This is a genomic window from Paenibacillus jepli (genome assembly GCF_047238105.1).
Lineage (GTDB): Bacteria > Bacillota > Bacilli > Paenibacillales > Paenibacillaceae > Paenibacillus_D.
Genome location: NZ_JBDFMD010000001.1, coordinates 1,820,937 through 1,843,033 on the forward strand (window position 1 = coordinate 1,820,937; position 22,097 = coordinate 1,843,033).

Annotated in this window: 13 protein-coding genes and 1 pseudogene; all 14 read right to left on the bottom strand. The window is 47.8% G+C overall.

Annotated elements, in window-relative coordinates; translation table 11 throughout:
- Nucleotides 1-250 precede the first annotated feature (250 nt).
- Nucleotides 251-688, bottom strand: coding sequence for a dihydrofolate reductase family protein (locus tag ABC336_RS08225; protein ID WP_413238196.1), 438 nt, complete (start codon nt 686-688; stop codon nt 251-253).
- A 185-nt stretch (nt 689-873) separates the two neighbouring features.
- A complete protein-coding gene (locus tag ABC336_RS08230; RefSeq protein ID WP_413238197.1) occupies nt 874-4,122 on the bottom strand; it encodes an S-layer homology domain-containing protein in 3,249 nt (1,082 codons plus the stop codon).
- Entirely contained in the window at nt 4,094-7,312 is a 3,219-nt protein-coding gene (locus ABC336_RS08235; RefSeq protein WP_413238198.1) for a hypothetical protein, read from the bottom strand. Before ABC336_RS08235 ends, ABC336_RS08230 begins: the two co-directional genes overlap by 29 nt.
- A gap of 18 nt (nt 7,313-7,330) precedes the next feature.
- Nucleotides 7,331-9,490 (bottom strand): alpha-L-rhamnosidase C-terminal domain-containing protein, encoded by a 2,160-nt coding sequence (locus tag ABC336_RS08240; protein ID WP_413242467.1) that lies wholly within the window; start codon nt 9,488-9,490, stop codon nt 7,331-7,333.
- Complete coding sequence (locus ABC336_RS08245) at nt 9,447-10,919, bottom strand: sulfatase family protein (RefSeq protein ID WP_413238199.1); 1,473 nt, start codon at nt 10,917-10,919, stop codon at nt 9,447-9,449. Before ABC336_RS08245 ends, ABC336_RS08240 begins: the two co-directional genes overlap by 44 nt.
- Nucleotides 10,920-10,944: 25 nt before the next feature.
- Nucleotides 10,945-11,844 (bottom strand): carbohydrate ABC transporter permease, encoded by a 900-nt coding sequence (locus tag ABC336_RS08250; protein WP_413238200.1) that lies wholly within the window; start codon nt 11,842-11,844, stop codon nt 10,945-10,947.
- Nucleotides 11,838-12,761, bottom strand: a complete 924-nt coding sequence (locus ABC336_RS08255) for an ABC transporter permease (protein WP_413242468.1) — start codon at nt 12,759-12,761, stop codon at nt 11,838-11,840. The genes ABC336_RS08250 and ABC336_RS08255 overlap by 7 nt, the downstream gene beginning before the upstream one ends.
- 141 nt (nt 12,762-12,902) lie before the next feature.
- On the bottom strand, nt 12,903-15,128 hold the full coding sequence (locus ABC336_RS08260) for a helix-turn-helix domain-containing protein (RefSeq protein WP_413238201.1): 2,226 nt from the start codon (nt 15,126-15,128) through the stop codon (nt 12,903-12,905).
- 102 nt (nt 15,129-15,230) lie between these two features.
- The gene (locus ABC336_RS08265; RefSeq protein WP_413238202.1) at nt 15,231-16,847 is read right to left on the bottom strand and encodes an extracellular solute-binding protein; all 1,617 of its coding nucleotides are present in this window, start codon (nt 16,845-16,847) and stop codon (nt 15,231-15,233) included.
- A gap of 536 nt (nt 16,848-17,383) precedes the next feature.
- Nucleotides 17,384-18,028 carry an S-layer homology domain-containing protein gene (locus ABC336_RS08270; protein ID WP_413242469.1) on the bottom strand — a complete coding sequence of 215 codons (645 nt, stop codon included), beginning with the start codon at nt 18,026-18,028 and terminating at the stop codon, nt 17,384-17,386.
- Nucleotides 17,916-20,057: an FG-GAP-like repeat-containing protein gene (locus tag ABC336_RS08275; protein WP_413238203.1), complete on the bottom strand. Its 2,142-nt coding sequence runs from the start codon at nt 20,055-20,057 to the stop codon at nt 17,916-17,918. The genes ABC336_RS08270 and ABC336_RS08275 overlap by 113 nt, the downstream gene beginning before the upstream one ends.
- A gap of 172 nt (nt 20,058-20,229) precedes the next feature.
- Nucleotides 20,230-20,397: pseudogene (locus tag ABC336_RS08280) on the bottom strand (S-layer homology domain-containing protein); the annotation flags it as partial.
- Between the two features lie 18 nt (nt 20,398-20,415).
- Nucleotides 20,416-21,150: an S-layer homology domain-containing protein gene (locus ABC336_RS08285; protein ID WP_413238204.1), complete on the bottom strand. Its 735-nt coding sequence runs from the start codon at nt 21,148-21,150 to the stop codon at nt 20,416-20,418.
- Nucleotides 21,151-21,166: 16 nt separating this feature from the next.
- Entirely contained in the window at nt 21,167-21,733 is a 567-nt protein-coding gene (locus ABC336_RS08290; protein WP_413238205.1) for a leucine-rich repeat domain-containing protein, read from the bottom strand.
- Nucleotides 21,734-22,097 lie beyond the last annotated feature (364 nt).

Below are 22,097 nucleotides of genomic sequence, written 5' to 3' on the forward strand. Positions count from 1 at the left end.
TATTAGTATTAACGTAACCATACGTCAAGTATTAATTTTGATGATAGAGTGCCTAGAATTAAAAAATCAGCGGCAGCCCAGGATTGAAATACAATCCTAGACTACCGCTGATCCATTAAACTTACGTATTCTTCAGACCGCTAGTTCAACCGCGATACTAAGCTGGAACGTAGGTCAACTTAATCACCTGCTCGCCAATGCGCTCATTTGCCACAAGGCGTAGCGGCGGCCGCGGACCGGCGAAAAACGGCTAGCCGTGACCCAGTACGACTGGATGGAGATAGAGTCGATACTCATCGACAAGACCGAGCTCCATTAGACTGTGCGCCAACTCTGGCCCGGAAACTTCAATCTCCCCATCATGCCGGGCCTTCAGCCCACGTATGGCCGCTTCGAGGTCACCCTCGATTAGAGAAGCGTTCGGACCGACGGACGTCAGCGTACTCGACACCACCCACTTCGGTTTGCTCTGCCACACTGCTGCGTATTCCCGCTCCGGACCATCCCATTCTACATGGTCTCCGTCCCAATACCGCATGGTCTCGTACATGCGGCGGCCGTACAGACTACCCGCCAGCCCCCGAACGTCATCGATAAAATGACGGAATAGCACAGGGTCGGGCTGAAATGCCATATGGTCGACGAATCCGTCCAGAGACATGTTCAATGCGTAAACGATCTTTGCCATGCGACAGACACTCCTTCCTGGTTTTCTCGCTCATTCATCATAGCAGTTGCACGTTCCCCATATTGCCTTTATGTTTCTTACATTTTATCAGCCAACAGCATGCCCGGTTTCTCATGGATTGCTAGGATGCACACGCAAAATACTTGTATACTCGTTCGGTGTGTCGCGGCCGTATCCATGTCAAACTAATTAATGAACCCAACATGCTGCAGCAACCGTCTGAGTACAACGGCGGCTTCCGCACGTGTAATCATTCCCATCGGCGCGAATGCATGATCTGATCTGCCCTGCATGAGACCGATCTCAGTTGCCAAGCCGACTGATTCGACCGCCCATGCGGAGATTTCAGCGGCATCAGCATAAGCAAGCGAATGCTCAATGGCAGACTGCAACTCGCCTCCCCTGCCAAGATAAGTCAGCGTATTGCTAAGAATCACGGCCAGTTCCTCGCGATGGAGGGCTTGGTTCGGACGGAAGGTAGCGTCACTATAGCCGCCGATCAGACCAGCTTGCAATGCCGCATAGACCGGACCCGCATAGGATGCGCCTTCTGCAATATCAATGAAGCGAGCATCGTTTGCTTGCGCATCGTCCAGCCCCAAAGAACGTACTAGCAGCGTCGTGAATTGCGCCCGGGTGAGGCTGCTGCCCAGATCGAACAACTCCTCCGTCACTCCGTTTATAATTCGCTTGGAAGCCAGCATCTCAATATCCTCCTCCGCCCAATGTCCTTTGACGTCGTTGAAGATGCGATAACCCGTAATAACCGTGTACAAGCTGTTACTCGTGCGTTGAATGATCGCCTCCCATCTTCCTTCATGATGACGGAAGACGGTCGGCACAAAGCGAAATTCTCCGCTCGTCGGATCGAAGACCACACCTGTGGAATGAGACGGATCGATTAATTTATCCTCGAGATAGATTATTCTGCTGACATAGGTGCTTCCGAACTGATTCAGCGATTTGGATTGATCTCCTGCTCTAATTTCAATGTCAAAGGAAATTAGCGGAGCCACCATCTCTGTACCGCCTGACATCCACTCCCCGGCGAAGTCAACGGATTGCAAGGTGACAACAACCTCTTTGTCTTCTCCTTCTACATCGGATAGATCCAGCACACGCAGAGGAAGTTGAAAGGCTCCTAGCGGCGTACGAATGTCGATCATCTGCTCCGAGTCATACGCGATCAAGCCTTCCACAACCGTTTGCGGGAAGACAACTTCGTATTGTTTTGCAGCATGGTTCGTCTCGATTACTAGCGCCTCGCCCTTGGTGTGCATCGCGATCAGCTCATTCAACGATTCAGTCTGCAGTCTTAATACGATGCCATTGTCATCCTCCCCCACAATAATAGCCTTCTCCGGCTCCGGAAGAGCAGGTGGATAATAGACCGACGAATTATAGGCAGTGAACGTCACTGATGCCGTGCCGGCAATCGCCTCGCCATTAAGCTGCGCACTGATTAGCGCTGTTCCAGCCATGCTTGGCGCCGTTAACACGGCACTATACGTGCCGTCCCCATGATCCGTCACTTCTCCCATATCGCCGAGCGTACTTGCAAGCGCGACCTCGCCGCCACTTGCAGTCAAGTCTTCGCCATCCTGCTGCAGCTGCACGGTGAGCTCGACAGGGCTCGTTCCATTCGCAGCCGCAGAGCTCGGACTAGCCGTTATGATTGCCGTCACCTCAAACTCCGGTTCTTCCTTAAACTTCGCAATTTCTTCCTCAAGCAATTGCAAATAAAAGTCGCCATGCTCCAAGGAAGGCTCCAGGTCATTGCTGAATTCAGGTGAATGCTCCTCATGGCTAACCCATTCATTCCATGACTGAACGAACGCGACATCGACATCTAGATCCCGCGCACGTTCCCATTGATCCTTAAAGGTTTGTCCATTTTCTCTCCCCCTGCCCATGCTTTCATTTACGTCTACACCACGGTAGGAAGCGGTAATAACCATATTTTCAGGATGACCATTATGCATTGCATAGGTTTGGTCACCCCGGTCCTCCCATGACCAATAGCCATACTTGCTTTCCCTGTCTTCACCCAGAAGATGAGGCTGTTGGGTAACAAAACCGGTCATATAGCGTACCGTATAACGATCGTCATTCCAGCTAGGAACGCCATTCGGCCACGGAGTCGGCGTCCCTAGATAGACAATAAGCAAAGGTTTTCCAAGATAAAATTGAATTAAATCAGCATATCTCGGATTTCCAACGATTTGTTCATAGAGAAGATCAGCTTTTCGTGTCAAATAACCGCCTTTGATGCTTTCCTGATTTTTATTCGCCCCGCCTGTTCCAAGCATGATACTGACTTTCGGCTTTTGATCCAGCAGCAGATATTGCTCTAATAATGCAATGGTGTTGTCTTCGATAGATTGCAGATCCGGCCTCGCAGCAAGTTCCGGCAGGTTTTTTACATTATTAGCCCAATCGATGGTGATGAAGTCTACCCCGGCATCAGCAATCCATTCCGCATGCTGGTTAATGATGTTTGAATCATCCGATTTGTAGAACCCAAGCTGCGGGGTTCCCCATACATTGTCCCATCTCCCTCCTGTTGCGGTATCGAACCAGGTCGAATAGGCCAGACCCACCAGCTTTTCTCTAGGTCCATTATAATTACTAGGGGGGGAATGCGGCACCTCAATAATATCTTCTCTTGGGTAGGGGCTATCGAATATGACTGTTCCTTTCACATTGAAATTATCAACAATAGAAGGGGCATGGTGACCAAACAGTTTTACATGGCCAAAGGGAGCTAACTCCATAGGCAAAGTAGCCATGGCTTGATTTTGGGCATTATACAAAACTACACTGTCTTCCAGAATTTCAGCAACGACTATGACTTGGTTTTCATTTAGTGCATTTTTGACAGAGACCGTAATTTGCGATCCGTTGTCTTTGACAGTAAGCGACTTCATTTCATCAAACCGAATGCCGGAAGGTTCATAGAGATAAGACATTCCCGGTTCATCTAGACCGATCAGCATCCGTTCGTCGTCATCAATAGAAAACCATAGTCCGCTTTTATTCGGAGTAGTAAACAGATGACCAACTTCTGTCAGCCTAACCCCAATAAGCAGCGCATTGTTAGGCGAATTGGTTTGAGCAGGAGAGTAACCTGTAACAAGTACATCTGCTGTAACCTCTGCGTGACTATATTTTCTGACCGTGCCTGCAGCTCCCCAACCAATGGCATCCCCGTTCGCATCGATTCCTAATTTTAACACCCCATCCTCAAGGGTCAATCCGCCTCTACCGTTTTGTAGAAGCAAATCATTCACCTGCCCATTAGCGAAGTCATTATTCAACTCCTCATACTCCCCATTCTCAGCTGCAAACCCTCTTGTAGATGTTAGGACCAGCACTAAGACAATTAAAGCGAGGAATATAGCCCACTTATTTGAACCCTTCAAATTTACCTGCATCCCCTTCATCTCCTTGAAATAAATTTACAGACGTAGTCTTTAGAATGATCTGCGGCTCTTCCAGCAGGCCCGATGGAAGCAAAACATAACGATTACTGAACCGTTCCCCATCTGTAATCCAGTTAAATGGACCGTATGCTGCAGTATGGAGCGGCAATTGATGAAGCGGCCCGAACGTGTTTCGTCTTGTCAAGAACACCTCGATTTCCAGCGCATCGTTTCCCGTTATCTTGGCCTCATATGGCTCCCAAGGCAGGAATGTTTGCTCGCTCCCTTCTCGCATTAAGAGCGCAGCAGCTTCGAAAGACGGGAACCTCAGGCTCAGGCAATAGCGATGACTATCACGATCGAATTGAAAATGATCAACAGCTTCCATAACTGCATCCTGTTCTACAAGATATGAGATCGCCCCCCCGTAGAATGGAAGTCCTTGCGATGTAATATCACTTGTTGTCAGCTTCTCAGGCAGCTTCGTCATTACAGTCGTTGAGCCTTCAAGACGAACGCCAAAATCCCCAATCAAATACACGGATTCTAAATTTATTTCTGGATGAAACACAACAGATAACTCTACCCAATTGTTTCCTGCCTTTAATACTCCAGGCGGAATCGGCAGCTTGACGAAGCAAGGGTCTATCCACCACCCCTCCGCTGTACTCGTGTGAATGGATTGATCGTTGATTCGTATCTTGAACTTCTCTGGACTCTCCACAAATAAAAACAGGTGATCCGGACAAGGTAATTCTTCCACTACAAACCTATAACGCAGAGTTAGGGGCTTACCCTCTCGAAGCGATTCTTCCCTCTGTTTATTCCTGTACCAAGGCTGAATCATGTCACCCGATCGGTAGGATAGACCCAATTGCTCCCGAATCTTCCGGTCCGCCTTTAAGATGTCCACTGGTCCTGACCATTCCTGCTCTCCTATCTTATATGCTGCACGATCAAGCACGCACACATTGGGCTCGGACAACCGATAAGCATAAGGACCCCGAAGCGCTACTGAATCAATCTCTTCAACCAATGGGAGGGTCGGTAGGGCAGCGGAGTTTCCTGCCGAGGCTTGATCCTTAATGATATATACGTGCTCCCCCGCTGGTGGAAAATCCACGATGAATGAGAGCCGGCCCTCATCTGTAATTAGGGTCGGAACGAGGCTTCGCTCTCCCGACAGACAATTCCACTCTTCTATGATGCCGTCTGTTTGAACGGTAATAAGAACATTCCGCCTCCATTCTTTAATATTCATGTTCATGATGACTAGATAGCAGGTTTCTCCGTCTTGCCTGACTTGCATGAATAGATCCTGCTTCCCCTCACTTGGCTTCACGTCTTCAATCTTTACGATTCGGCTAGTCACAGCCTGAAGTGTGCTTCCTAACTCTTCTTCCGAATAGGGAATTCTCGTAACTTGGTCAGCCAGTTTGCAAGCGTTCTCAGAAGGTGCTGCGTCTACATAGGACGGAGGCTCATCGGCAAAGATGACCTGACCACCCGCGTTGGCAAACTTCTCTAAGAGGGAGAGGGTAGTGGAACGGATCGTCGTCATTCCTGTAATGAGGACAGATGTATATCTGGATTGACCTATTCGGAGCCGAATTTTGCCTGCACCATCTGCTTCCACAGCATACATTCTTGCTATCATCTCTTCGTCCCCATAATCAAAATCAATTTGCATCCGAGCCAGACAATGGAAGACATCTTCAAAATGCTGCTCCAGCTTTTGTATGGCGGGAGAAGCTGCTTGCAAGCGACGAGACCATCCTGGGTAGATTTGACACCATACGCTTTCGACTGGATGGATGACAAGCAACTCACAGTCCGGTGTACCCTGAGATAGAATAACGCCTAATCGGGCGTAATAGGTCTCAACCTCGTTGTACAACCTCCACCAACTGGATTGAAATGAGAAGCTAGCTGGATAGTCCCGCTTTGCTTCCCCTTCCATGGAATACCAGGATAAATGATGGCAGCGTAGATTAATCCCGAACAGCGCTTGCCAGTCCCCCACCGCTTTATGACCAGCTAGTGACATTTGCCAGCCGGTACACCCATACAGCTCGGACAACCGCCATTCGCGTCCTAGCTGGCGTGCAACGGAGGTAAGCTGCTTAACGATCCAATATTTTCGATTGCCTTCCGTGAGTACATCAACTCCGGGATAGCCCATATGCTCATAGACGCGCATTATGGAGCCGACCATGGCCGTCTGGGCCGTCAAGCTGTCCTCATGAAGGGCATGGCCCGTTAAGAACAGGTTGTTACGCTCACACCATGCGTTAATCGGCATCATATAGTTTTCAAGGAACAACTCCTGCAGAAGATCTGTATAGTGCCATTTAACCTGTGATACGGCACGACCTTTCGGTTGAAGGAATAATTCCGGTAATTTCGACACCAGATCATAGCTATATTTTTCACTAAACTTCGATACCAATGTATGGGTCCATGGCGCAAGCCAATGCGCATCTTCATTAGCTAAGCCGAAGCCATCCATTAACGAGCCCCGATGAGGCTCATCGGTGAAGATCCCCGGCATGGATTTGCCGAAGTGTTGACTGCAGTTTGATTTGTATCTCTCATGCGTTAATTCGATAAACCTCTCTACAGCTTCGCGATCCATCGTGTTCAGATAAGTATATCCGTTATAAAAGCTCTCTCGCTGCTGCTCTTCGAGGCTGAAGGCAAGGATGCTGTATTCATGCCCCCTTGCAGTTGATTGTATTAATTCTTCTAAGTTCCCCGGGTGCACTATTCGTTGAAGCTCGGAGTAGGCCAAACCATCTAATTTACAGGAGAACACGGCTAGCAGCCCCTCCTCCCACACAAAATCGTCAATGGGGACTACACGAAGCCGGATGAATGTCAATCGATAGGCGGGATTCTGTGTTACCTCTCCCCCCGCGGTGCCGCTTGGCCATCTGTCTTCGTCATACAGCCACGCTTCCATGTTAAGCCGCTCAGCTTCTTCGGTACAGGCATTAATAAGATCGAACCATTCCTCGCCAAGGTATTCTGTGACAAGACCGGTCCTGGAATGCATAAAGAACCCGCCAAAACCCATTTCCTTGAATACATGGATCTGCCTTATGAGCTCATCATGATTAAGCTTCCCGTTCCATGACCAGAACGGCTTGCCCCGATAGGCAGGAGAAGGATTATCGAATAATTCGCTTAGCTTACTGTCCATAGGAAGTATCCCCCCTCATCATTCAGTCGTCCTTTCTTCATCTACAGCTGCAGAACGATACTCAATTAGCACTTCATCCGGAACCTTGATGCTGCTCTGTAATTGACCGTTCTTCCCTAGCTCCCACTCCACTTTTATGGCTCCTAACGGGGTGCCGACATCACCCGTACATTTTTGCATGCCGCCAACCGCTTGCGGTGAAAACCGGACTTTTCTGTAACCAGGCTCTAAAGGCTGCACTCCCAGTACATATTTAGTGAGCCACTGGACGGGTGTGCTTGACCAACTGTGGCACAAACTCATTCGATAGGAGTCATAGGCCGTATACGTAGTAAGTCCTCTATGAAAATCTGCTTGTTCATCTGACAATAAGATTCCTTCCCAGAAGGTCGTTGCATCTTGATCCAGCATTTTCCCCCACACCTGCTTTATGGTCTCCCATGCCTTGTCATGAAGGCCTATATTGGAATAGCATTCAGCAAGCCAGAAGGACGACAGTGGGGTAATTGGATCCTTCAGCTCGTATGACGTTAAGAATTGTCTTCCACGATGCTCACTGACATACCCGCTGATTATGCCAAGCAATGGCACGATTAACGAGGATGTAGTGAGAAAATCCTCTTCAGTCAACCTCGCCCAAGCCCAGTCAATCCTTAATTCAAGCTCTGGTACCCACTTTGCTAATCGATTTAGATTGTCGGCCGTAAGACGGAATAAAGCCTGCATACCCAGCTCGGCTTCAACCTCCGTAATCGGAACCCATTCCAATAATGTTGGGAGTCCCGGTATCAATCCTCCCTGCTCCTCATCTATGTTCGCCTCGATCCATTGGATATGCTTATGAACATCGTCTTTCATCCCTATTAAAAACAAGGCATCTCCCGTATGAAGATAATATTCATATACATTATTGATCCACCAGAACGTGTAGGAGGCGATTGCATTCATCCAATACCCGTACGGTGTACCCCTCCCAATCTCTTCTATAGCTCGTTTTAGAATCGTGAGGTCTTCCCACAAGACATAGTCGGCTTTTCCTGCAAGATAAAAATCATAAGCCCAGTTTAATCTGTCACGCTTAATCCCGTCCCATAGACCGATTTGGTGACAGACCCGATTGGTGTGCACCGATGTATTAAAAATGCGGTTGACCAGCTCAACGTCTGTACTAATCACACTCTGTTGGTTGAGCCTTGCGTTAAGCGCCTCAAACTGGATACTGGCTTTCATTGCCCCTCCCACTGCACCCAGAAAATATAGCTTTACGTATCTTAGGCCTTGCGGTAGTGTGCAGGATGATTGCCCTCCCTTGACTTCAAAAGCTTCCGTAATAACAGAATCGTAATGATCCAACTCATACATCGATTCTGCCCCCATCCACACAATACTCAAGCACAAATCCGATTGGTTGTGTATACAGAATCTCGCGTTATATTCCAGATCCAAGCGAATTGTAATGGAGGGCAGGCTCTCAATCCCCGTATGACTAAGGCTTTCCCGCAGCTCTTTCCATTCCAGTTGCTTTCTTAGATGGTAAAATATATACTTATCCTTCCTGCGAGGTTTTTCCACGCAAAGAGTTCCTTGCAGCGTCCCGGAGAGGTTAAGCTTACCCTCGCTACATTGAGCTTGAACGGTGGAGTTTGTACTGACAATATCGAGTCTCTGAATGAAAGTCGATTCGATCTCTCCATATCCCCCCATTGAAAACCAATCTGGACTGTTCTCCAAATCCCCATAAGGTTCATCGCCATAATGACAGATTACGCTTGCCGGAGAACCCTCTATCTCCCAAGCTTCGTCTGTTGGAAGATACAAATCATCACCAGTAAGATAACCCAAGATACCTACCAATCTGTTGGATAAATGAATACTTACATCTTTAACAGGCATGGGAGCTGACGACAAAACTTGAATATCCACTCGGTGTTCTCCAGATTTTAAAGAGGAAGGGAAGCCACTAATCTGCTGTAAGGCTGCAACGTTAGACGGCTTTTCCTCCATTCGACCAGCAAATTGCCCATCGACCAAGATAAGAGCCTCGCCAGTCAGGCTCATATGGAGAGCTAAGCCGCTAACATCCTCCTCTAAATGAATGACCCGACTTAGGACAAAGTTACTTACCCTTTCACCCTCATGGTGCCATATCCATCTCGGAACCTGATTGATTATTGTCATCACCCCCTTCCTTCCTTGGGGAGAAGTCCACTATTTTGGTCCCCATTAACAATTGGGTCTTCATCCATTCACTCGCCACAAGACCGTCTCCCGTTCTCCGCAGCTCGGCATAAAGCCGTCCTCTGAGTTCATGGAGAATCCCCTCTATTCGAGGCTCGTGAATACAATTAATCAACTCATCCGGATCGGACCGAAGGTGGTACAATTCGTCTACATCTGTCGTGTTCCATACGTATTTCCACTCGGTCGTCCTTATCATACGTTGCGTATACAGGCCAAATTGCTGTCCATTGTAGGTGGATACGGCCTCTAGTCTCCAATCCGTAACGTCTTCTCCATACAAATGAGGGATTAGCGATCGCCCATGAAGGAAGCTGGGAGCATCTAGCCCTGCCACTTCTAAAAGAGTAGGGGGTAAATCAAGCGCGTTGTAGACGAATGCATGGCAGTGGGTCCCCGCATCTATCTTACCAGGCCAGCGTATAACCAGAGGCACCTTCACCACGTCGTCATACATAATATAATGCTTATCCAACATTCGATGCCCCCCGCACATATCTCCATGGTCGGAGGTATAGATCACCATTGTATTATCCGCCATCCCCAGCCGCTCTAGCGCACGCAATACATGACCAACAGCATCGTCCATTTGACTAATGAGACTGTAATAGCGCGCAACGATGGGAGCCCAATCTTCCCAAGAGTAATCTTGAACTCCCCAGTTGTATAACTGCTGTTTCTGAATATAAGGTTTGTTATTGAAGTTATCCCTAAAGCTTTTCCACATGGGAATATCCTCTGGCTTATACATTGTAGCGAACGGGTCCGCAGGTCTGCACGGCAGATGAGGATCGTGAAAATCAAGACGCATGTGCCAAGGCGCGCCTTCTTTTTTATATTGCTCCATAAGCCTAACTGCTTGGTCTGCCGTCCAATGCGTGCGGGTAAACTCCAATGGCACGGGATCGGTTTCCCCAAGAAATCCATTTTCAAATCGAACATCAGGAAACTTCCCATTCCTCATCGCTGAATAATCTTGGTCCGAAATGTATTCATCGAATCCAAAATCAATCGGATCATGATGAGGATTGACATGCCATTTACCCAAATATCCTGTGCGATATCCCTGCTGTGATAATTCTTTCGTCCATGTAAATTCACCAGGATCCAGTGCTCTCGTAGGCAAAGCTGAATCATAATTCCATAAACAGCCCATGGCTTCCGGTCTTTTCCCACTCAATAAAGTCTGTCTAGCCGGACAACAAAGCGGAATAGGTGTATAGGCATTAGAAAACCACATTCCCTCCGCTGCCAAACGGTCGATATTAGGGGTGTGCACAGGATAAGCCTGACTGTATCCCATGCAGTCATATCGATGCTGATCGGATTGAATGATAAGGATGTTGGGGCATTCGTTATTCTGATCCACTAGTCATCCTACCTCCTTTTGTTGTTCAACCTTTAAGCGAGCCAATCATAATCCCTTTCACAAAAAAACGTTGAACAAACGGGTATACGATTAGTACTGGCAAGCTTGCGACAATAATGACACCGTATTTGATCGTCTCTGCTACCTGTTGACTTTCAGCAGCCATCGAAGGATCCACACCAACGAGATCCTGACTAATCTGCGCTTGGATTAATATCTCTCGTAGAAACAGCTGCAAGGGGTACAGCTCACTATTATTCAAGTAAATTAATGCGTTGAAGAAGCTGTTCCAGTGCATGACGCCATAAAACAGACTCATAACAGCGATAATTGGCGTCGACAGCGGCAGCACCATGCGAGTAAAAAAGCCGAATTCACGGCACCCATCCATCGTAGCCGCTTCATAAAGCTCATGGGGAATTGTCGATTGAAAGAAGGTTCGGGTAACAATAACATTCCAGATGGATACAGCACCGGGAATAATCATCGCCCAAATCGTATTAATCATCCCCAAGTTTTTAACAACCAAGTAGGTCGGAATTAACCCGCCACTAAAAAACAGAGAGAGTACATAAATAACCATGAGCGTATTGCGCGCCTTAAAGTCCTTTCTGGATAATGGATATGCTGCAGTAAGCGTTAACAATAAATTGATTGCAGTGCCTAGAACAGCATAAAGGATCGTATTCCTATACCCCGTCCAGATGCTCTCGTTCGAGAAGATGCGTTGGTAACCGTCAAAGCTGGCATTCACAGGCATAATCCATACATTCCCATTCCAAACCGCATTGGGATCGCTTATCGAGGCAATCACTATAAACCAAAGGGGGTAAAGAAACAGCAAGGATAGGATAACGAGCAAGGTGCTGTTTATAAACATAAATAGGTTATCCGACATTCCCTGTTTAATTGGCTTCCCTACCATAAGCTTTGTCCCCCCATTCGTCTAGCGGCCTGATTGACAATGACCAACAAAATAAAATTCACAACGGAATTGAACAATCCGACTGCGGTTGAAAAGCTGTAGTCTCCGTTTTGAATGCCCATTCGGTATACATAAGTTGCAATTACATCAGATGAACGAATATTCAAGTCATTTTGCATCAAAAATATTTTCTCGAACCCGACGCTCATGATTTGACCGACATTCAGAATCAACAGGATCATAATCGTAGGTAGAATCCCCGGTATGTCAATATGCCAAATTTTTTTGAGCCTTGATGCACCGTCCATCATGGCAGCATCATACAATTGGGGATCGATCCCCGATAAAGCTGCCATATAGATAATAGATCCCCAGCCGATGCCCTGCCATATCCCGGAGAGAATATATAGTGGTTTAAACCAACTAGGATCGGTAAGAAAGGAAACGGGTTCAATGCCAAAGAGCTGCAGCATGTTATTAATCAAACCAGAGTTGGGAGAAGCAAATACATATAACATGCCGACAAGTACAACAGTGGAAATGAAATGGGGTGCATAAGTGATCATCTGTACAGAATTCTTAAACATCTTATGTTTCAATTCGTTAAGCATTAGCGCCAGTAAAATAGGAAGTGGAAATCCAAAAATAAGGGAATATACACTAATCTCTAATGTATTGATCAAAATCTGAGTAAAGTTATAAGAATTAAAAAATCGTTCAAAATGTTCAAACCCTACCCAAGGACTTCCAAGGAAGCCCTCCCTGGCTATAAAATCTTTGAATGCAATCTGTAACCCATAAATCGGGAAGTACTCAAAAATGATAATATAAATGAAAGTGGGTAAACTCAACAAGTATAGGACATGCTGTTTTTTTATATTCTTAATGATGCGGTAAACGACATTTTCTTTTTGTATTCTATCCACGTACTCACCTCTGTCTTTATTTATGCTCTTATTATCAAGTCATAATGGAGGCTGCGTAAATATGTGGATAATACTATGTTGAATCTATAAATCAGCAGGCATTCAGCAGGGTTATAAGCGTTAGACATGGCGTTAATTGGCTTTGAATTTATTTCTGTATTCTCCTGGAGTGACCCCCAAGCTTGACTTAAAGCGGCGCGTAAACGCTGAGACGTCAACATATCCTACGCGGTAGACGATCTCTTTGATGGTTAACTCTGTCGTCTCTAATAAATGTTTCGCTTTCGTTACCCTGAGATTCCACAAGTAATTACTTAAGTTCTCCCCTGCTCGCTCTTTGAAATACAAGCTTAAGTAGGAAGGTGTGAGGCCTATATGGCTTGCCAATTGTACAGTTGTAAAATCATACTCTAAGTAATGCTTATCAATATAAGCCAATATTTCATCGAAGGTTTCATTTTTCTTGCGGATTTGGTCACAAATATATTCACACATTTCCACACTTGTTACGATGAGCAGATGATTCAGCTTTTTAATATCGTACACTTGGGCTGCAATCAAGTTATCCAGATATTGTTCCCTGAACTCCTTGGTATCAAGTTTCAATTCAATAACCTTCTTGATAATGACATTCAATACATCCAAGACAACACATCTCGCTAAAAATCTTGGGACATTGCTTGCTCCCACTGTGCTATAAATCTGTTGCAATGTAGTTCTGATGCCTTCTTCTCTGCCTTGGTGAATATGTTCTTCAAGTGCTTGCAATTGATCGTACGGATATGCAGTCTCTGTTTGAGATAAATCGAAATCTTCTAACTTTTCGTAGAATATAATATGCTTCTCTGGATCGAGCCCCAACTCCAGCGCCTTGTTTGCTTCAAAGTAGGATTGGCCAATCGAAAGGATATCCCCGTATACATTCCCAACTCCCAGTAATAAATGTTCCCCGTCGCCATGATTAAGACTGGAAAACACATCCGAAATAATGATCGCGGTTTGCTCGACAACCTCCTCTATGAATGAAAAGATGATAACGACTTTGCTCTTTTCGGTGGTATCGATAAAATAAGCTTCCAATACTGTGGTGTCATCATCACTTCCATAAGCTTGAATGGCTTCTTTGCAACGTATTCCCGCCTCACTCTTGTTCATTTCACTCGTTATTTGAACGACAATACATTGGAAATAGGATTTATTGCCATAGGTGGGCTCATCAATCACTTTTTCTGATAGAAATTGATTGATCTGTTCCCGTCCATGAAGCAGCTCATTAAACAAATACTCCCGAAATACAGGACGGTATTTTTCGATACTTTTATGTAAGCTGATATTTTCTTGTATGATTTCATCAAATGCATGGCCGATGAATTCAAATTCCTTCATTCCCCTGTCTGATTTCACATCAAAGCTTCTCGGTATTTTCTCCAGCAGGTTCTGGATCGGTGAATAATGCTTCCGACTAAACCAGTAAATGAGACAAGCCCCTAACAAAAAAATCACACTTATGGTTCCAATGATCCAACGATTGATGATCGTAACTTTTTTCATCACCAACTCTTTATCCGTAAAGTAAATATAGCTAAGTCCGCCCGTTTCTGACCTTATGACGGTGATCCAATATTGGTCTTTGGAGATCGTCAAATTCTTATTCGTTCGATCAACGAGCTCCTCTCTGATCAGGTCGAGTTGTTGCATCACAGTGGCTTGATCCGGATGAAGCGCAACTATAATTTCGTTGTTGCTGTCTAGAATCATTCCATTTCTGTCCGACTCTTCAATTTCGGAAGGAAACATACTCCTAATTGTATCGCTGCTAATCAGAAAAGTAATGATGGCATACGGCTGGTATGGAGGAAGCGGATAAAGATAACCTACGTACTCCTCTCCGGCACCTGTATTGAATGCTCTCAGTTCAGGCTGACTGATTTGTTCCATCATCTGAACAAACCGATCTTCATTCCATTGCTTGAAAGGATAGATTGAACGGGTCATCATAGGTACGGTTACATTATTATAAGCACCGAAAACCCTGTTCTCCTCTGCAATATAGTACAAGAGATCATGAATGAATCCATTCGATTGCTGGTACATCTGCAACTTCGTTATGCCATTCAAATGATTTTCTTTCAGTCTGAACGGAGTAAGATCATAATCTCGAGAAATACCATAGGCAATCTTCTGTAACGTTTCCAGTTCATTCTGAAAACGGGCGCTCGTGTCCTGTAAAGAATTAATACTTGTTTCAACGATGTTATGTTTTAGAACGGGGAGAATGAAGGATTGTATCATTAAGAGCATGATTACCATGGGGATAAATAAAATGAGAGCATAAGAGACTAAGTATCGGTAAAACAATATCCTTCCCCCTTTCCAAAGGTTTGCTGTTCGTATTAATCCATCACCAAGTAAAAGCGGGAGCAGTGATGCCTCCCGCTTCAGGTTCCTTCATATTACTTTTTAATCCAAGGCTTGATAATCGTCATAAGCTTGCTGGTATATGGATATCATCTCATCCAATCTCATTTTATCAAGCGTTGAAACGTACTCATCCCATTCTTGTTCGATATCCACTGCACCTGTGATCGACTCTGCCATGAATTGATTTACATAAGCCACAATATCCGCATTGATGGCGTTGACAGTCTTTTGTTGATCAGGCGTAAGATAAAGAAGTGGATAGGCTTCTCTCTCGAATTTATTTATTCTTCCACGGATCTCAGTGAGACTCGCTTCATATTCGTTATTTATTTTATCCCAGAACGCAAGTGGTTTAACGCCCGGTATATGCTGTACACCTTGGATCGCTCCATAACCCCGCACCGCATTTTGGGCTTGCCCCTCACCCAGAATCCAATCCCAAGTACCATCTGCATTCATGCTGTATTCTTCACCTTCGCGGCCTGCCCATGCAAGCTTGCTGCCCTCCTCCCCGTACAAATGATCTGCCCAACGAATTAATGCTTCCGGATGCTCACTTTTATCCGTTATGACAAAAGTCCCGCGCTGTACACCAGTACTTCCTGTCCAGATCTGTTGGCCATCATCGGTTACAAATGGCAGTAATGTAGTATAGTCAAAGTGTCTGTCCTCCCCGACAGTCAGGAATGCCCCAGCATCGAAGAACACACCTAGAAGCTCATCGGGTGCCTTCCCTTTTGCTTGAATCTGCTGTGGATTTTGCGTAAAGGACTCATTATCCAACAGATTCTCATCATACAGCTTTTTGAAGAATAAGAGGAAGTCCTTATATTTGGAATCATTGAAAGAATACTGAACTGTGCCATCTTGCGTATAAGTACCAGGAAATAGCCCAAAGTTGTGTAAAAATTGCTGTAAGTGTGTAATTTGAACCGTTGACATTGGTATTTCATCTTGCAGACCATTCTGGTTTGGATCGTTTTCTTTAAACGCTTTCAAAACTTGATAAAACTCATCCGTATTCGTTGGTTCCTCCAGACCTAGTGCATCAAGCCATTTTTTATTAATGTAAAAGTGAGCGGTGCTTCCGGTTTGCAATAAACCTGGCAAGGCATAAATATGGCCAGATGGCGTCGTAACCGACTTCTTGACTTCAGGTCTTTCTTCAAAGATTCTACTTAAATTAGGGGCATACTCTGCAATCAAATCTTCTAGTGGAATGAATATACCCTGTTGTCCATAGACAATCTCATCTTCCGGTGTTATACCCATTTTAAAGAATACATCAGGATAATCGCCACTTGCCAGCAATAAGTTCTTTTTTTCTAATAATGCTGTAGTTGGGATCGCATTAATGTTAAATTGAATATTCGTGTCCTGCTCCATTCGCTGGAAAAACTTAAGCTTCTCTGTCTCCGGTGCATTAGGGTTTTGTACCATTGCCATGCTAACTTCAATTTTGTTTGGAACAATTGGGAACCCTTCCGTATTAATATTCGGCGCTTGTTCCTTCGTGCTTTGTTCGTTGTTAGCTTTCGGCAGATTCTCATCTCTTTGTTCACCAAGACTGTTTTCTGGAGAATTGGAGCAAGCTGCCAACAACATGCTTGATATTAGAACCACCATTGACTTCATTCCGATTCGGTTCTTTTTCATACGTTTCCCCTTCCTTTACGATTTGATCTACTATTGAATATCCCAGAATAACGGATGTGAGCTTCGGATACAAGTATAGATCACATACGTTACCTAGACTATCCTCTAGAATCGGCCCATTGTAAATATGGGGATATTGTTATGTACCATCAATAAATCGGCAAACACTTTAAAAAAATCACTTATAACAACGATTCAGCCCAAATGGAGCGGATTCAAAACGAAGATAGAAGAACAACAGTCGACTTCGGAATCTCCATGCGCTGACCAAACCACGCAAAAAAGAGGCTTCCCAAAAGTTCGGAGAACTCATGAGAAACCTCTGACCGACTGGGCCATTTAAGAGCGCAAGCCGATCTTGCTGCGCAGGGGTTTGATACCTTTGCCGAATGACGGGGCTGGCGGGAGAGCTATCTTCGCCGCCTAGATATTCATGCGCTTACTAAATGGCGCCTGTTCTGGGCAAGGCAACTTTTTTGCAAGCATAAAAAGACGGGATGAAGCAGTTAGCGTGCTTCATCCCGTATTGCTTATGTTCAGGCGTTGGAGAGCTTGGACAAACGGACGAGAAAGGCCGCCGCTTCGGCGCGAGTCGTCGGCGCAATCGGCTCGAAGCGATTGCCAGCTTTGCCGCGTAGCATGCCCTGACTCGCTGCTGCCGCGGCGTACAGCTTCGCCCACGAGGGGATGCTCGCGTCATCCGCGAAGGAAGTCGCCGCCGCGGGATCCGTCTGCCATTTCGCGGCGCGGACGAGGGTGGCCACGGTCTCGGCGCGGCTAATCGTTACGGCGGAGCGAAACGTACCGTCAGGATAGCCGATCAGGATGCCGCTGCGCGTCGCTGAAGCAATCGCCTCCCTGGCCCAAGCTGGAATGCCGGCTGCATCCGCGAACCCGGAGACCGGCGTGATGCTTTGGGTGTCCGGATTCAACCCTCTTGCAATCATGACGGCCCACTCGGCTCGCGTGACCGGGCTGTCCGGTCTGAAAAGGTCTTCCGGCCCGCCTTGAAACAGGCCGAGGGCGCAGGCTTCTTTAACTTCCGCTTCCGCCCAATGACCGCGGATATCACCGAAGCAAGAGTCGGCCGGAGGCTTCTCCTGGCGATTGATCGTCAGGCTGTAGGTCCGTACGCTTCCGTTGGCCGCTACCCCTTCGATCTGGATGACGTTTTTGCCCAGATCGAGCTCGATCGAGAGCGGGAGCTTGCCGACGGCGCTTATCCCGTTCACCAGCAAGACGGCGGATGGTAGGCTCGGCGTTCAGCGTGATGCGTAACGCCGTGGTCTTAGCTTCGTAGGCGAATACGTTCCTGTCGAAGGCAGGCGTCAAGCTGACGGGACCAGCGTCTGCTGCGAGCGTCAGCTGTTGAAGCCGGGCTTCTCCAGAGGCGATCGGCTGCTGCTGCTGTGGCTGCTCCCGTTCGGGCTGAGGCAGCGTAGTCGGCGACGCGACCAATCCAATGCTCCGGTTGCCCGCAGGATCGACGGCAACCACGGAAAATTCATATGCGGTCGACGCAGACAAGCCCTCGATATCGCGCGACAACGTCGCAGCGGACAAGACGACGGGCGCTCCCCCGTCCTTCGTCAGCTCATGGCGGTCGACGCCGCGGTCGTCCACTGCAGCGGGCCATTCGAGCCGGAGGCTCTCGTAAGTGACGGACGAAACGGTCAGCGCCGCATCGGCCGGCCAGGTCGGCACTGCGACGTCCGGCGCTAGGTCTTTCGTCAGCGTGACGGTCACGGCCGCCGCCGTTCGCGGCGATTCGTTGGCGGCAGCGTCCTCGGCGGTTACGACGAATGGGTAAGTTCCCGGTCCGAGGTCGCCGATGTCGGCGCCCGGGACGGAGCCGTCGGCGCCGCTCGTGCCGAGCGCGATCGCCGATCCTAGCTCTTCAGCATCGACGACACTGTCGGCGTCGGCGTCGATCCAGCGGTAGGCACGCACGGTCGCGCCAGCTTCGTCTACCGCCGCCACTGCGCCTGCGAGCCGGTCAGGCGTGCCGCTGTAGTTGTCGACGGCGGCGAACTTCGTCAAGTCAAGGACGGGCGCGCTCGTATCCGGCGCCGGATCGTCCTCTTGAATGGTGACGACCGCGCTCGTCAGCGTGCCAAGCGTCGCTTCGTTGGTCGGACCGGAGATGGTCACGCCGAACGTCCGGTCCGTACCGTGGGTCGAATTGTCTTTGACCGGCACCGTCACGTTTTTCGTCGTCTCGCCGGGACCGAAGACGATCATCTCGTCGACAGCGTCATAGTCGGTGCCCGCCACGGCCGTTATGTCCGACGTCTGAATGCGAACTTTCGTCTGGCCGTATGCACTGCCGGTACGATTGACGGATACGATTGCGTTCGCATCCTTCTCCGAGGCGGAGAACGTCGGCGCGGAGAAGGCCAATTCGCCTTCGGCTCTGCTGGTCAACAACGTCAACTTGGCATTACGGGCAAAAGCCAAATCCGCCAAGCCGTCTTCATTCCAGTCGCCGGAGGCTACGAAACCCTCGATTGGCAGATCGAACTTTGATTGAAAGGTATCGTCCCCGTTGCCGCTAAAGATGGAGATTGAACTCCACTGGTTCGTACTGGCCAGATCGAGGCGGCCGTCTCCGTCGTAATCTCCCATGGCGATGTCGATCGGATACGGACCGGCTGTGTACGATACGGGAGGCGCGAAGGCACCGCCGCCTGTGCCGAGCAGGACTGTCACCGCATCGTTCCCGTTTTCCGCGGTTGCGAGATCGGCGTTCCCGTCGCCGTTGAAGTCTCCGGACACCAATTGCGTAGGTGCGTTAAGCCCCCCGTAGACGCTGGCCGCAACGGTCCGGTCTCCGTTATTGAGCAGAATGCTGATGCTTCCTGAACCGTCGTTGGAGACGGCCAGGTCTGGATCGCCGTCCTCGTCGAAGTCGCTGACGACGACGTCGAAGGGGAACGTGCCGACCGGATAATAGACCGGCGCGGGGTAGGTGCCGTCTCCATTGCCCTTAAAAATGGCGATTCTGTTGTTCACATAATCGAGTAATAATGCGTCCTGGTGACCGTCGTTGTTCAAATCTTCAAATGCAAGCTCATCGATCCCACCGCTGGGCAGCGTATACGAGGGAAACGGGCTATGAAACTTCGGTTCCGCTGCGAACGCGCCGAGCGGGGCAGCAACCAGGGCCAGCGCCAGCCCTGCGGGAACGAGACCCGCTAGTTTTCTTTTCATTTAAGGTCAAATCTCCATTTTTTAACCATCCTACCATTGCTTAATGAACTATGAAAGAAATACATCGGTGGCGAAGAGCCAAAAAAACAGACCTCTCACACCGTCATAACGAACTCGTGAGAAGCCTGCTTTAACATGATTCAGCTGGAATTCTCGCAACCTCTAATAGCAATCAATCCAAAAATTCAATTGCAACTAGCAAACGGTGCAGCATGACTGCTGCTTGTGCACGCGTTGCCGGTGCGGAAGGCGCTAATTCATCAATACTCATCCCTTCAATGAGTCCACTGGCGACAGCTTGCGACATCGCAGTTCGTGCCCAAGGCGATACGTCCGAAGCATCGCTATACGAAGTGAGTTAATTCGGGATCTGTTCACTAGAGCTCGATTCATCGTTCACAAGTGCCAGCGCGTTCATGACCATGACAGCAATCTGCTCCCGCGTAATCTGTGCCTCCGGTGCAAAATGTGTGACGCTGATCCCCTGCACGAGCCCCGCTCTGAACGCGGCTTCCACTTCCTTGGCATACCAGGAAGCAGCGGCCACATCCTGGAATACATCTCCCGAAGCACTCCGATCCGTCTTGATCCCAAGTGCACGAACCAGCAAGGAAGCAAATTCCGCACGCGTGATGTTGCGATTCGGTGCAAAGTCCTCACTCGTTATCCCCCTGACAATCCGCTTGGATGCCAGCTGCTCAACCTTGGGCTCTGCCCAATGTCTTTGCATGTCAGTGAATGCAATACAGTCCGCCTCCACGATCGCATAAATACTATTGTGCGGCATCTGGATCACAGCTTCATCTTGACCTTTATTTCGGCTCGACGTGACTGCGGGTACATACGTGAATGTTCCATCCGTTGGATCGTATAAAACAGCCATGTAATTTCGATCGGCGAATTGTTCATCCAGCACGATCGACTTGGTCATATACGTGCCGCCAAAGTCCGTTATCTCCACCCATTCGTCGCCGGCGGTTACAATCAATTGAAATTCGACCACTTGGCTGAGCAACGACAACCCTTGCCCCTCAGCAGCCACGGCGAATTCTTCCTTAGCCGCTCCAGTCAAGGTTGAGATCCTAATACTCATGTTCATCTCATCCACTTCAAAACCCAATTGTGGATGAATCATAACCATATAGCGTCAACGTGACTTGATTATTAATAAAGACAATATTTCCAAATTCTGCATCATGGTTGAGAATCAGAACATCCTCTAGTGCATTATTACCGAATGCTCCTGTCCCGATCACCGTCACACTGTCCGGTATCTCTAGTTTAGTCAGCTGATTGTCCATGAAAGCATAGGGGTTAATCTTCGTAATGCTGCTTGGGAGGGTTAACTCCGTTAGTTGGTTATCACGAAAAGCCATCTCCCCGATCGTCGTCACACTGTCCGGAATAGTTATTGAAGTAAGTTGATTGTCTTGGAACGCCTGAGAGCCGATTTCGACCACGGTCAAATCGTCGCCCACACTACCAGGAATATCAACATTCCCTCCACTTGGCCCCGTATAACCGGTAATTTTAGCGGTTCCGTCGCCCAGATGGATATATTCAAAATCACCCTCCACAGCCGCATATACTGTTGATACTGGAAACGACATAAAACTCGCCATCAATAGCACAATTGATAATGCGATAATTCCTGTTTTTCGTGTCAAATCTCGCACCTGAATCTCCACCTATCTTCTCTAACTTCGGAATCTTTGCATGTGCTGACCAAATGTAGTCCTATTACGTAAAAAAACTTGTCGTTCGAGGTATTAGCTGATTCGTGGTTGGAGTGTTATGAATAGGCGGTGTGAAGACGGCATAAAGCTCGTCTATTTGCCTGTGACCAAGCCACGCAAAAAAGAGACTTCCCAAAAGTTCGGAGAACTGATGAGAAACCTCTGATTTGTAGCAACTGTGACCCAAAATGTGACCGTTTCAAGTCATAGTTCTGAAAAACCCGTTTATTTTAATCAAGTAACGATCGAAGAAGATTGCGGGAGGGCTGGGAAAATGTCTCCTTAAATTAATAAATGTCACCGC

Excerpts from the sequence above, each read along its gene's own strand:
- ABC336_RS08225 (WP_413238196.1), bottom strand. The coding sequence starts at position 688 with ATGGCAAAGATCGTTTACGCATTGAACATGTCTCTGGACGGATTCGTC.
- ABC336_RS08230 (WP_413238197.1), bottom strand. The coding sequence starts at position 4,122 with ATGCAGGTAAATTTGAAGGGTTCAAATAAGTGGGCTATATTCCTCGCT.
- ABC336_RS08235 (WP_413238198.1), bottom strand. The coding sequence starts at position 7,312 with ATGGACAGTAAGCTAAGCGAATTATTCGATAATCCTTCTCCTGCCTAT.
- ABC336_RS08240 (WP_413242467.1), bottom strand. The coding sequence starts at position 9,490 with ATGACAATAATCAATCAGGTTCCGAGATGGATATGGCACCATGAGGGT.
- ABC336_RS08250 (WP_413238200.1), bottom strand. The coding sequence starts at position 11,844 with ATGGTAGGGAAGCCAATTAAACAGGGAATGTCGGATAACCTATTTATG.
- ABC336_RS08265 (WP_413238202.1), bottom strand. The coding sequence starts at position 16,847 with ATGAAAAAGAACCGAATCGGAATGAAGTCAATGGTGGTTCTAATATCA.
- ABC336_RS08275 (WP_413238203.1), bottom strand. The coding sequence starts at position 20,057 with ATGAAAAGAAAACTAGCGGGTCTCGTTCCCGCAGGGCTGGCGCTGGCC.
- ABC336_RS08285 (WP_413238204.1), bottom strand. The coding sequence starts at position 21,150 with ATGAGTATTAGGATCTCAACCTTGACTGGAGCGGCTAAGGAAGAATTC.